The organism is Halorubrum halophilum (assembly GCF_000739595.1).
Taxonomy (GTDB): Archaea; Halobacteriota; Halobacteria; order Halobacteriales; family Haloferacaceae; genus Halorubrum; species Halorubrum halophilum.
On record NZ_BBJP01000071.1, the window covers coordinates 1 to 13,010 of the forward strand.

Below are 13,010 nucleotides of genomic sequence, written 5' to 3' on the forward strand. Positions count from 1 at the left end.
TCAGACGGGGCTAAACACGTACGAATCCTCAACGGGTTCAAGAACACCCAGTACCAGAAGGAGATCCAAATGCGTATACACGGATTGGCGACTGACGCCTGCTTTGTTGGCGAGTTCTGTCTTCGTGAATTCGGATCCGGGTAGTGCATCCAGCAGTGTATCAAGAATATAGCCGACGCTTTCATTCTGCACGAGAATCCGCCATCCACTGGGGTATTCGTCGCGTATTTCGTCTATTGAGAGATCCTCAACGGGGTCAGCGGGTGATTTCTGGCTTGACATAGTGTGTTCCAGGCGAAGGGTACTCTGGTAATTCTGTATTGACCCAAACGCGTGTTAAACCCATTGGGCATGGGCGTCATCTTGGTTTTAATATTATAAATGTCAGCGGTACAGAAAAAACCCGTAATGTCGGATGCTGCGGCGAAGTTTGTCTGGAAATTGACTCACCGTCACTCATAGGGGTCACCTATCCAAGCTAAACAACTGATTCGCTTAGTAGCGGGAACAGATGACCACGACGAACTCGCCCGCGTTCTCAAAACCGAAGTGCTGGAACTCCCATTCGTCGTGCAATCTCCAGATGGGATCTACATTCCAAACGGTCAAGACGCCTATGTCAAGGCGGCTAATTGGTTGCGAAAACAGACGGATTTCGCCGATCTCACCATTAAGGCGACGTTGTCACGGCTGCCAAACGACTGGCCAAACGACGAGTGAATGGAGATGGTGTAGCTTCTGTTGTAACTATACTATGGCTCACTTCTACCCTCTATAACACGAGAGATTATTGACGCTGTGTCGTCATCAAGACGTTCCGGATTTACAACCAAGTTGTATATCCAGTTCGTGGAACAATTTTGCTCAATACGGGTCTTATACAGAAGTTCACCATAAGGAGTTAGTGACCACTCTGCATCTGGATCTTCTCGCGTCACCGGACGATTCACTTCACTGGAATCCTTGTAAGAAAGTCGTCCAAGAACATGCGTCCTGCTATGTCGAGTGGCTTTTATTTCGTCAAAATCTTCAACATGCGTTTTGCCATTCTCTCCCAAGGAGCAGACAATTGAATCGAAGTCAACACTCCAAAGCTCACGGCTCTGGATGTGAAACACGTCTTCTCTCAGATCTTTAGCCAGGCGATCAATACTTCGGAGCCGGGTTTGATTTGCGAGCCTGGACACAATAGACTCGAAACCGGTTCGGTGAGCGTCTTCTGAAGTCGGGCTCTCACTCGGGGGGTCAGGATGCTCAGTTGGGTTAGGATCAGTTGATGAGGACAAGTCCGTGTAATCAAGTTCGACGGAAGTCTCGTCGACAATCTGGTCCCGTGTATACTCCTGTTGCTCCGTTGGAGTGGGATCTGTTGATGAGGACATTTGCATATTCTCAAGGTGAGCGAGAGTCTCGTCGTCAATCCCGTGCCGCGTGTATTCCTGTAAAACAGCGTCAACTAGGGGTGGCGCGGGAGCAAATCCTTGTTCACGTAGTATCTCACGGATTTCGTTTCGCTCTTCTTGGAAACCATCATCTTCGTGGGCCTCTGTACCGGCAGATACCAAGCGCGTCTCATAGTAGTCTTCCAACTCCCCGAATAACTCAACCAGATTCTTCGCTTCCCGTTCCCAGTCCCGATCAGATTCCCCAACGATCCCGATAATAAATCCCCAAACGAGCTCTGCCGGCACATCTTCGTCATGAAGCAAACGGATTATACTACCGACCTCGAAGCCGAAATCTAATTCTGGGTCTGATCGCTGGTCGGCTGTTCGGGCAATCGGTGACTCTCGAACAATCTGTGAGCGACCCGAAATTGAAAGAAGACTGTCCCAGATTTCATCCTCATTATCTTCCAGATAGCCACCGTGGTACAGTAGCGATATGTCGTCAATCAATTGCTGAACCCGATCGGGGAGCTTTTTCGCTTTAGTACCAACTCGATCTTCCGTCCTGGAGATAGTGTACGTGCCCGGATCACCAGTCAGGAGAAATTGTTGTTCGATCTCGCTCAAACTTCGTTGCTCATCAGGATCTACCTCATTCGTATCCCAGAGAGGGGCATCCATGAGAGAAGTATATAAAGAACATAGAAAAAGTAGTTTTGGGGCTCACTCGAATCAGCCTGTAAGAGGCTAGATGTGCGTGTATGCGACGTACAACAGTTCGTCAGCAGCAGCGCACGATAAACACGCACCCGTTGGACGGTGATTGCTCATGTCGGTAGACGACGACCTCTCAAGCGAGATCCAACGCGTCCTGCACGAATACGGTGACTCGTTGGACCCACTCTCGTTCGACGAAGCGGTCGACCTATTCCTGAAAAATAATGAATCGGAGCTCAAGCCTAGCACGCTCGGTGAGTATGAAGACGAATTAATTCGGTTCACGGATTACTGCGAGCGGAATGGTGTTGAGGATACATCGGATCTTGCAGGCCGAATATTCCTGGAGTTCAAAATCTGGCGGCGCAACGAAGGACACGACGAGGATGAACCACTCAAGAACAAAACTATGCGGGATGAGATGTACCTGTTGCGGAGCTTCACCCGATTCTTGGCATCGATCGACGCGGTGAGGCCCGGCCTGTACAGGAAAATAGAGATCCCCTCGTTGGACCCTGGCGATGGAAAACGCGATATTGATTTCGCTGCCGAACGATTAGAAACGATTCTCGATCACCTCGAAAAGTACGAATACGCAACCCGTGAACACGCTGTCTGGGTACTCTTCGCTGCGACTGGGCGGCGTCCCAGTGACCTCAGATCTCTTGATTGTGAGGACGTATCTCTCGATAAAGAGAACCCGCACATTGACTTCCAGCATCGAGAGGGAGAAACACGCCTCAAAAACGGGAAAAATAGCGAGAACTCAGTCAGTATCAGTGACACTGCTGCTGAGGTACTCGGTGATTATATCGATGTGCACCGGATCGATATTGTCGAAGATGATCGTGAGCCTCTGCTAACAAGCACCTACGGTCGCCTATCGACGGGTACAATTCGGAAATATGTCTACAAGTGGAGTCGTCCGTGTATGATTGGGCAGGACTGTCCCGACGGCCGTGACGAGAATTCCTGCGAAGCTATGGAGTCGATTGACCAAGCTACCAAGTGCCCGTTCAGTAAACCACCTGTGGCACTCCGACACGGGTACATCTCGAACCTACGGCGAGAAGGCATCCCGCTTCACGTCATCAGTGATCGATGTGATGCCAGTGAAGACGTGATAGAAAAATACTACGAGGAAGTTGATGAGGATACGAAGCGGGAATTACGGCGGCAAGAACTCGAAAAAGCATCTGACGATCGCGGATACCTGTAGTCGCTGGTTCTCCCAAGGCGGTTCAACGGCATCTTCACTCAGTTAGATTAGTTACGCGATCGGCTTCGTATTTGTGAGAGGTACGATTAAACCATTCACAAGGGAGTTAGCCTCTATCTCTCTCCTATCGTAGATACAGAGATGTACTTAAAGGCGCGAAAAAATCTGGATTTGGAAATGTAATAAATCTGAATTTGCCAAAATTGCCAGGAACTCTTTGAATTTTTTCTTGGGCGCAATGTGTAGTCATCAGTGCGATACTGACAAGGAGTGCGCCAAGAATACCGATACGACCCGCAAAATTTCGGTTAGCGGGAAAGGCACCACCGGGGTTTGGAGCGAGGTTGATTTTTCCAACCCAACGTCCGACGCATACCCGCCTGCATGGCTCGAACGTGAGCAATGGATGGGTCACCGCGATAAGCTCCCATTCGCACCCTGGGGTGTCCGTGATCACCCCGATGCTGCCCCCGACAAAGATGCCCGGTACAAGTGGAGCCTGTCTGAGAACTATGTTGACGGTGAGAAGGTTGCGATGGCTGAGCATGACCAGCGCCTCGACGGTCGCGTCTTCCTACAGCAGGAAGACGACCCCTTCGCATTCGTCGACGGTGACGATGTCCGTGACCCTGAAACCGGTGAGGTTCACCCAGCCTTCGTAGCGATCCTCGAACATCTTGGTCTCACCTACGCGGACGTATCGATCTCAGGCACGGGCATCCACGCGCCATACATAGCGCCTGACGGACTCCCACTCGACGGTACGACCCAGGCATCTTTTCCTCTAGATTCTGAGCCTTGGGGGACGAACGAAGAGCTCCCGTCCATCGAAATTTACGCTGGTACACACGTCTGCGTAGCTACCGGTGACCACGTACGTGGGACACCAACTGACATCTGTGAGTGGAACGCTGACGCGCTCCGATCGATCTTGGAAGCTAACGGCTACGGCGACGCGCCCAAGGTACAGCACGATACTGACCGCGACCGTGCTGATCTTGACGACTACGTACCCGATGCCACGACCGCTGACGAAATGACCGAAGATGCCCGGGACGTGCTAGCTGCTGTCGACCAGCTCCGGCCACAGGATCTTTCTCTTAGGACTCGTCAGGTCGGCACCGACTCAACCGGGTGGGAAACCTGGGATCCCAGTACGTACCGGCACTCCAGCGGCAAGGACTCACTCCACACTCCCGACCGCGAGATATTCTATGACCAGAAGAAAGGCGAAACATTCGGCGTTCTCAAGCTATTCGCGCTTGAGCAAGGTATCCTGTCACGCCCCGGTGAACGCCTCGCCGGCAAGAAGTGGTGGGAAGCCATCAAGAAAGCCCGTGAAGCCGGTGCACCGATTCCCACGTATATCGGTGAACAAGAACCGATCGGAGTACTACCGCCTGCTGAACGAGATCTCAAAACCGCGGCCAGCGGATGGGATTGGAAACACGCTACCCAGCAGGACGACAAGACACTCACCATCCCCGAAGCACGTGAACGTACGACCAACGCAATCGCTGAGGCATACACAGAGCACGATCAGATGCTGGTTGAAGCGCTGCCCACGATGGGGAAATCCTACGGCGCTGTGAAAGCCGCTGCTGAGACTGGACAGCAAGTCACGATTCTCACTGGCCGCGGGCATAACGAGCAATACGAGCAGTTCAGAGAGTGGTGCGACGAGTTCGGCTTGGATTACTATACGCTCCCGAGTTTCACTCGCCACTGTGATACTGCCAACGGCACGCACGGTGAGGACTTAGCCAACACTGTTCGTAACTGGTATCAGCGCGGTGCAACCCCGAAAAAGATCCACAAGACCGCCGAATATGTCCTTGACCATCCACTCCCCTGCCAAGATGACGACGCTCGGACCTGCCCATATACCAGCAGATGGGACTTCGACCCGGACGAATTCGATGTCCTCATCGGCCACTACTCACACGCATATAAACCGAAAGTAACCGTCGGACGAGCCGTTGTCTTCGACGAGTTCCCCGATATATACGAAACAATTCTTGACTCCGAACTTCAGGGCGCTATCTCCTACTGGCTCGACATCACGCCTGACGTTCCCTTCGACGACTACACTGATCTCATCGAAAACCGCGATGATCAAGAGCGACGAGGGCAGGCACTCCTCTGGTTCAAGCACAACAGCGTCGAATCGGACGAGATGCACGTATTCGATGACGGGAAGGCACACGCTGCTGCTCCAATCGCAGTATACACACTTCTCGATAGCGAGGATCTCGGCAACGGCTTTGAGTATACCGAAATCGACGATGTTGGGATTGGGGTTCACAATCGAGAAGCTGGTGCAGTCTCAATCCTACACGCGCCCGCTCTCAACTACGCCAGTAGCGTCGTCGCCCTTGATGGCACCCCGACGAAGCGGATGTGGGAACTCGCAGTCGGCGAACGACTCACGCATCGGCCAGTACTCGAAGACGAAGAGCGTCCAGAGTACATCCGTGACGCCCTCAACCTCAACCTCGTCCGGACTACCGAGTACGTCAAACCCTACAACCCTAATCCTGGATCTGCTGCCGATCGTATTGCTGTAGAAAAAGATGCTGCACTGCTCGACGCAGTCGTCGAGAAACACGGGCAACGCCCGGCACTGATCACGACCACAACCGCACTCAACGAATACGACGAAGCAGGTCTGATTGATCTGGACCGTAGCGCTCCAACCGGCGACCGCGTTATCGACGGCCCTGTGGACTGCGTCAAATGGTACGGCGATGTCCTCGGCAGTAACGAATTCGACGACACACGCCTCGGCGTCGTAATCGGTTCCAACCACTACGGTGACGGGTTCATCAAGAAGTGGGGTGCGTACGCTGGACAGGCCGTCGAACGGAACGGCGAGAAGGGTAGCGATCTCTCCTACGGTCAGTTCGGCGATAAGGTTCTCCTGCATATGCGTGAACACGATACGCTCCAAGCAGCGATGCGTTTCGGCCGTGACGGCAACGGCGCTGTCGTCTACGTCCACACGGACACACTCCCCGAGTGGGTACCACTCGCCGGTGAAGGGCGGATCGTCAAGACGTGGAGCGACGGAATGCAAGCCGTCGTGCGAGCACTCGAAGAGCTCCGCGAAGCGACCACAGCCGCAATTGTTGATCACCCGTGTGTTGACCTCTCACGGCAACAGGTGTTCAACCACCTCGAAACGCTGCGTGAACGAGGCATCCTTGACCGCGAACAGGACGATGAGGATGGCCGTCGAGTGGTGTGGCGCGACGACGGCCTGCATCGCCTCAGCGATCACGGCGACGTAGACCTCGACCCTGTCGAACTGGAAGAACTTGACGACGATGAGGATCTTCGTCAACTGGCACGTAATAGTATCTATACGTGGGAGTTTACGAACCAAGACGAGAACAAGTTGAGCCCTCACGGCCAGTCTGGGGACTCACCAGTAGCTGGGGATGGTTACGGTGAAATCAGAGGATAGCGCCCCCTGACACAGGGTGAATTATCCCCCTCTTCGGTAATCCCAATTCGGTGATACCGTACTTACCCCTGCTCCGGGAAATAATATCCATTAATTACAGAGAATATTTTCTTTATAGTCGGCGGATTCATTTGGATCCACGCTGTATGCTCAAGCAACGATGTCCTCGGAGCCCACCCCCACGACGCCTGATCCTGATGAGGATGATTTAGTGCGGTACGTGGATGACCAGTTGTTTAGCGGGAGTATGGGAACGCTCACGGATCACGTCACACGGAAAGCAGCACTGGGGAATGGGCGACGGTACGCGATCCTGTATTACCTGTGGGATCGTGAGGAAGTCGCCCGGAAGGAACTCGCTGAGGTCATCGACGATCCTGGATTTGATCTCACCCACCACCTCGGAGAACTCGTTGATGCTGGTCTGATCACCCGTGTTGGAACTCCAGAGGATACAGATGGCCGGCAAACCTTCTACCAGATCACACATATCGGCCAGCAGGAGATCACGTCTGATGTCCAGAATATTACTGGCTCTGGACCGTAGTGACTGTTTCCGCTGTCCCTGTCGAGACTGATAGAGTTTGACGGCGAGGCGAATCTTCGTCAACTGGCACGTATTAGTATCTATACGTGGGAGTTTACGAACCGGCCTGCTCTGGCGTCGGAGTTATTCGCTCGGGCTCTTACCGAAAACAATGAAGTAGGATAACTTATCTGGGACTTGCCATAACCGGTCGTTATGAATACACAGCGCGTATTCAGTATCGGCTTTCTTTGTTCAGAGATACTCAATTTAGTATAAATAGAGATTCTGACTCCTGTCGATGACAGGAGAATTGACAGTCTTCACCTCACCGCAGATTAGAAAGCCCCAGCGATCGTTATGCCGTCCTACTGTGCGCCAACCTCGGCTAAACCATCAGCGAGTTTTTGACGGAGCTCATCGTTCATTTCGTCACCTTGGACCCCGTGGTGGATTTCTTTATGACAACTGGGGCATAGTGCAACAACCTTATCGGGGCTATCCTCGCCGCCTTCACCGAGTTCATCTATATGGTGGACTTCCAAATAGGGTTCACCTTCTGGTGTTTCGAATGGTGCTTGGTCCCCACAGTACTCGCACTTCCCATCCGCACGTGCCTTCGCATACTGCTTGATGGATTCAGATCGTTGATAAGCAGAACCAGGAGTTGCCGAGGTATCTCGTGCTGGGTTTTCGGTGGCGACTCTTTCGGCTTTTCTCCGCAGATCTGTGAGGCCTTTATTTGAATCTGGTTGATTAATGACGGGCTCTGACTCCCGCTTTTCGGCAGATTCACCAGTCGAAGCTACTTTTTCATGTTCCCCGGAAGTACTTCTCTCTGGTCGGAATATCACATCATCGTTGAATCTATTATGTATATTGTAGAAAAATTCTATTTCTTCCTGAGTGATTTGATTACAAAGTCTGGATCTAAAATCTTCTGTGTAGACGGACTGATCGCAACAGACTGCGTAGTCTCGGCCTTGATCAAACATCCTGACTCGAATCTTTTCTCCGGGGGTGAGCGAGCACCGTCCGATATTGATGTTGTTCTTGTTCTCTATCGTCTCGACAACAAAATCGCCGTTGCCTTCATCATCCGGTTCTACGGTATAGACATCACCGACACATGGCTGAATAAGGTCTAATAATATTGAGGACGGTGGTGCTGCCCTACTATTCTTCGTCCCGCCTCTCTTGCGAACCCAGTCATAATATGATCTTCCGAAGCTGTCCTTTCCCCAAACATCTGTATCGAGTACTATTGCGAATCCACTGGCTGGTATATTCTCATGCTCCATTGGGCTATCTGCTAAATTATACGCGAATACTTCTCGATCTACCGCGTCTTGAGTTATTGGTCCGACTGCGTATCTTGTGCCGTCATTACTGTCCAACAGAATACCTTCTCCCGAATCTCGATCCTTGTCAATAATTTCGCCCTGAAAGAACCCAGAGGTACCTTTGAATCTGGTCACATAATTTGGATCGTCCACAGAACCAGAGAGGCACATAGCATATTTTGCCGAAAACGGTCTGACTTCCACAGTCTCGTCTTGAGAGAAGTCCGTTGGACCGACATTATAGAACTTCTGCACAACATCGATGAAACAATTATCGGACTCAAGAAAAGTTTTCACAGGTCTGCTCTCATCCCTATCGCCGACTACTTTCACAAGAGTATCGCCATCAGGTGTAGTGGTCGCCACTTCGGCTTTGAACGGGTCCCCCGGGAATGGTATATCCATATCAAATAGTAACGATGATATGCTCAAAGAAGTTTCCTCGGCGGCGTGGCTCTGCTGAACTAATCCTCTATATTCATCACCGCAAACTCTCTCGTATCAGCTTTCAGGTAGCTGTTTCACCAAGGCAAGAGCCTCGCTTGAACTACGATCGGTTACTGTGAGTCGCAAAGCTGTGACCAAGCTACTCACCCAAAGTAATCGTCAGCAATACTCGATAAGGAGTCATCTGGGTGTGACTGTGGTCTGGTTTCATTTGATCCGATCTTACGGACGACTTCACGTATTCGCTCAATATCGGCATCGTCGATTTGGGTGATGTTGAACCCCTCTTGACCACAGTACTGCATCTTCTCAGAAAGTCGCCCAGCCTCAACCTCGGACTGTATGTCCCCGTAGGATACCTTCGGGACTATTTCCTTAACCGCTGAAAAAGTAAGCCGGGCCCCGTCCGTGTCGTCGAGAGATACATCCTCAACAGTCAAGATGTGGCTGAGGCACGCGCCGTGTTCGTCCACGCTACTAGTACAGTAGAGCAGGATTTGATCACCTGGCTCGATGGATACCCACGCTTTCCGACGGCCGAATCCGTCCCGCTTCCAGTATGGACTGGCATTGAAGTATTCGCCGTGTTTGAGCGGTTCGTCACAGAAACGAGGACCTTGCGCGCCTGCTATGTACTCCGGTTGTGCCTTCTCCTCAATAGCATGGCCGCTGACTTGGATCAAGAAGGCCGACATACTATTTGGCGTATACGTCGAACCTCTTTACTGAAATAGACATCCCAAGATACGCAACTATCGGTCACCTCTGCCGAGTGATTCGACTTGATACTCGAAATGTATCCTGATTCCACGGGTAACCCGGACTCGCAGGGTCTGTGTGAGTCACCGTTGGCTATGGGATTCACTCGGACTTCTCTGCAGATTGCGTGAGGAACTGCGACAACTCCGTCTCATAGGGATTCACCGGCGGCTCCGCCCCGTAGTCCGTCAACTCTCGGTAAATGGGCGATGGAACCCAGAGTTCTGTTCCAGCCTGTTCAGCCGCGTCCTTGAGCGATTTGACGTGTGGACTCGAAGATTGCCCCAGACTGCGAAAAACCACCGTATCTACGATATTTGCCGTGTACATTCACTGCTGGTCAGTCAATTCCGTCAGTAGGTCGTCGTCTTCGCCCACCACGTCAGCTGGCGTGTACGTAGTTGGACTGGAGTCGGCATCACCGAGGTCGTGGATTGCATAGAGCGCTTCCAGAAGATCGTATGTGGTTCCGTGTGAGAGGTTAGTGAGGCTAACGATTTGCCGGACAGTGATGTCGCCCTCGCTATGGGATTTAATGAGATCGTGAGCGAGGGCGAAGGTCACGAGTCCGTGGTCGTCGCGCACCCGGGCGATGATCGGATATTCGTCAGCGTGTGCGACGACTGCGACGAGTTCAGGAGTGATCGACACTTCAACGCCTCGAATTGTGAGTTGTAACTCGAAGTCCTCAGCTTCGTACGGGCTGGGACTGGTCCCATCTCCTATCTCACTGATGAGGCCCGCCTGTTCTAATCTGTGTAGGTACTCGTAGACCGTCTTTTTCGAGACATCTGCCGTCTCGACGAGATCGGGCGCAGTAATCCCTGGTGAGCGACGAATCGCTGTATAGAGGCCAGCGAGAGCCGAATTTGTGAGTAGCTCCGTAAAGGTCGGGACGCCAGTAATCGGCTGTATGCCGTCGCCTACATTCCGCACGTGCTCTGTCTCGTAGCTCATTGTGTAGAGTTACGTAACTCGAAACCATAAGCGTTTGTCTTGGATAATTACTCCTCACGGAATCGATACCCCCACTCGCGGAGTTCATCAGCAACATCATCGAGATGGTCAGCCCCAACTCGAACCAAAGCCTCTCGAAGATCAATAAGAGAGACATCGGCCCCAAGCTCCTGTTCAACGGCTCGTAAGGCATCTTTCTCAGTTGCTTGTGTCTCCTCGCGTAGAAAGTACTGAGTTGCTTTCCGCTCACTTTTGACGCTCGATCGGTCGAAAATATAGGGTAGATCTTCCACACTCTCTTCCGTTGAAGTCGGCTGTAGTTCTTGATCAGGCGAAGAGTCAGTACCCACGTTCGATTGCGAGGACGAACCGGCTGTCCCATCCACATCTTCATTCGGGTCTTCGGATTCTTTTGATGACTCTCCGTCGTCGTCGGTATCAGTAGCAAACGGGTCACTGCCTGCTCCTGATTTCATTCCATCCGTCATTGATCTCCCACCTCTTCGATGTGTGCTGCAAGGTCACGTAGTTTATCTAATGTCTCGACCTCGTAGTCGCGCCGCCCAGATCGGTGATAACCGACGTAGTAAAACGCAGTACATTGTTGATCCCAGCACCCCTCAAAGAGAGAGGACCGATCACGTAGCGCGACAGGTGCGTCGTACCCGAGGTCCTGAATCTCGGCAAGATACTGTTCTTGGTTGGATGTGCTACCAATCCCATTCGGAACAACTGCAAGAATGCCTACGTTGAAACCGAGCGTATCTTCAAGATTCACTACCATATCCTCAAGGCCCTCAACTGATTGTATCCCTTTCCCTGTTGGTTCCACAGGAAGTACCAACGAGCGTGTTGCTGACACAGCGTTATACAACTGGGGTCCAGCTGTTGCCGGTGGATCTACAATAACCGTATCGTACTTGTCCGGGATACCGGCAGCAGAAAGGACTTGCCGTAGTTGATCGTTCGGAGCAAACTCCTCATCGAGATCCTCGGCTATTTCCTGCGCCTTCGTTAGCAGTTGTGGCAAGTTCTCAAGCATATCGTGTGATGGGATAACATCGAAGTCATACGGAGTGTCTTGGATTAGATCACTGAACGCACCTTTCGGGCGATCAATGAGGTGCCGAGCGATATTATCAGCCTCACCATCATCACGGGATGCTGGGATGCCAAGCAGGTACGTCAGCGATCCCTGCTGTGGATCCAAGTCGATAACCAGTACATCTCGTCCTTGTTGGGTATGGGCGTCAGCCAGGTTCGCCGTGAGGGTCGTCTTCCCGACTCCCCCCGCCTCGGAGTACGTAGTGTACGTGAGCATAGACACGAATAAGACTCAGACACTTTTAAAAGTTAGACTAACAAGTTATACTGAATAGTTAGACTAACGAGTTATACTTACTAGCAGTATGTATCAGTGGGACTAAAGAATCCTGAAATAATGCTGTACTCGGTGAACTACTTTGCCCCACTACAGTTCTTGTCCTTACGCGGACTACGATCTCGTTAGACTTGATGTGGTTCTGCGACGCCGCTTCTCTCCTAATAAGAAAATTCACCTATCATATTATACAAAATATGCGTGACCTTTTCTCAATTTATTCTCATACAATTCTAATGCGATTTACAACGATCGGTGCTGTACAGCGATTTCATACTTTGCATATGCTATTTACAATATCGGCCGAATTCTGCCGTCTCTTGATTTTCAGAATTTCGTATGCTATTTACAACGAGGGGATCTCCACATCTTATCAACACCCGACTAGGTTGACTTTCTAACTATTATCGCAGGTTGATTGGTCACGATCGTGATTGTTGGTGAAATTCCATTCACTTCTATGAATCTTCAGGAATTCATACTGTTTTTGTGGTGAAATCGAATCATCGTGCTCTCTAGCGATTTTCGTGAATCCACACTGTATTTATAACGAGCCTTTAGCACAGATCAAACGAGTTATTGGCCACTGCTGAAAATCCGGCAGTTCCCAGACATTTATCTCTATGCAATCTAGCGGTTTTGTGCTTTCCTCATCGAATTTATTGTGAATCCATAGGATCTTTCGCTCTTCCCCGTCATCCAGTAGTTGGATAGCGGCTTGCTGCCAGACCGATTTCGTAGCAGTCTCATGAATGGTCTCTCAATGGTGAACCAAGTGTGTCGCTGGGGATTATAGGTTATGATTTT

General features: G+C 51.3%; 9 protein-coding genes. 3 read left to right on the top strand and 6 right to left on the bottom strand.

What is annotated here, in order from left to right; genetic code table 11:
* Positions 1-752 precede the first annotated feature (752 nt).
* Complete coding sequence (locus ACP96_RS18240) at positions 753-2,069, bottom strand: hypothetical protein (protein ID WP_082222595.1); 1,317 nt, start codon at positions 2,067-2,069, stop codon at positions 753-755.
* A gap of 148 nt (positions 2,070-2,217) precedes the next feature.
* Between ACP96_RS18240 and ACP96_RS15500 the strand changes: the two genes are divergently transcribed.
* From ACP96_RS15500 to ACP96_RS15510, 3 genes are all read left to right on the top strand, one after another.
* Positions 2,218-3,324 (top strand): tyrosine-type recombinase/integrase, encoded by a 1,107-nt coding sequence (locus ACP96_RS15500; RefSeq protein ID WP_050034013.1) that lies wholly within the window; start codon positions 2,218-2,220, stop codon positions 3,322-3,324.
* Positions 3,325-3,730: 406 nt separating this feature from the next.
* Complete coding sequence (locus tag ACP96_RS15505) at positions 3,731-6,790, top strand: hypothetical protein (RefSeq protein ID WP_154020501.1); 3,060 nt, start codon at positions 3,731-3,733, stop codon at positions 6,788-6,790.
* 160 nt (positions 6,791-6,950) lie between these two features.
* The gene (locus tag ACP96_RS15510; protein WP_050034015.1) at positions 6,951-7,337 is read left to right on the top strand and encodes a winged helix-turn-helix domain-containing protein; all 387 of its coding nucleotides are present in this window, start codon (positions 6,951-6,953) and stop codon (positions 7,335-7,337) included.
* Positions 7,338-7,684: 347 nt separating this feature from the next.
* Here ACP96_RS15510 and ACP96_RS18245 read toward each other — a convergent pair whose 3' ends face one another.
* From ACP96_RS18245 to ACP96_RS15535, 5 genes are all read right to left on the bottom strand, one after another.
* Positions 7,685-9,064 (bottom strand): HNH endonuclease, encoded by a 1,380-nt coding sequence (locus tag ACP96_RS18245; RefSeq protein ID WP_082222596.1) that lies wholly within the window; start codon positions 9,062-9,064, stop codon positions 7,685-7,687.
* Between the two features lie 185 nt (positions 9,065-9,249).
* On the bottom strand, positions 9,250-9,801 hold the full coding sequence (locus ACP96_RS15520) for a hypothetical protein (RefSeq protein ID WP_050034017.1): 552 nt from the start codon (positions 9,799-9,801) through the stop codon (positions 9,250-9,252).
* 394 nt (positions 9,802-10,195) lie between these two features.
* Entirely contained in the window at positions 10,196-10,822 is a 627-nt protein-coding gene (locus ACP96_RS15530) for an ArsR/SmtB family transcription factor (protein WP_050034019.1), read from the bottom strand.
* A gap of 47 nt (positions 10,823-10,869) precedes the next feature.
* Complete coding sequence (locus tag ACP96_RS18875; protein ID WP_154020502.1) at positions 10,870-11,310, bottom strand: hypothetical protein; 441 nt, start codon at positions 11,308-11,310, stop codon at positions 10,870-10,872.
* Entirely contained in the window at positions 11,307-12,143 is an 837-nt protein-coding gene (locus tag ACP96_RS15535; protein WP_050034020.1) for a ParA family protein, read from the bottom strand. Before ACP96_RS15535 ends, ACP96_RS18875 begins: the two co-directional genes overlap by 4 nt.
* Positions 12,144-13,010 lie beyond the last annotated feature (867 nt).

Excerpts from the sequence above, each read along its gene's own strand:
- ACP96_RS15535 (WP_050034020.1), bottom strand. The coding sequence starts at position 12,143 with ATGCTCACGTACACTACGTACTCCGAGGCGGGGGGAGTCGGGAAGACG.
- ACP96_RS18240 (WP_082222595.1), bottom strand. The coding sequence starts at position 2,069 with ATGGATGCCCCTCTCTGGGATACGAATGAGGTAGATCCTGATGAGCAA.
- ACP96_RS15500 (WP_050034013.1), top strand. The coding sequence starts at position 2,218 with ATGTCGGTAGACGACGACCTCTCAAGCGAGATCCAACGCGTCCTGCAC.
- ACP96_RS18875 (WP_154020502.1), bottom strand. The coding sequence starts at position 11,310 with ATGACGGATGGAATGAAATCAGGAGCAGGCAGTGACCCGTTTGCTACT.
- ACP96_RS15530 (WP_050034019.1), bottom strand. The coding sequence starts at position 10,822 with ATGAGCTACGAGACAGAGCACGTGCGGAATGTAGGCGACGGCATACAG.
- ACP96_RS15520 (WP_050034017.1), bottom strand. The coding sequence starts at position 9,801 with ATGTCGGCCTTCTTGATCCAAGTCAGCGGCCATGCTATTGAGGAGAAG.
- ACP96_RS18245 (WP_082222596.1), bottom strand. The coding sequence starts at position 9,064 with ATGGATATACCATTCCCGGGGGACCCGTTCAAAGCCGAAGTGGCGACC.
- ACP96_RS15510 (WP_050034015.1), top strand. The coding sequence starts at position 6,951 with ATGTCCTCGGAGCCCACCCCCACGACGCCTGATCCTGATGAGGATGAT.
- ACP96_RS15505 (WP_154020501.1), top strand. The coding sequence starts at position 3,731 with ATGGGTCACCGCGATAAGCTCCCATTCGCACCCTGGGGTGTCCGTGAT.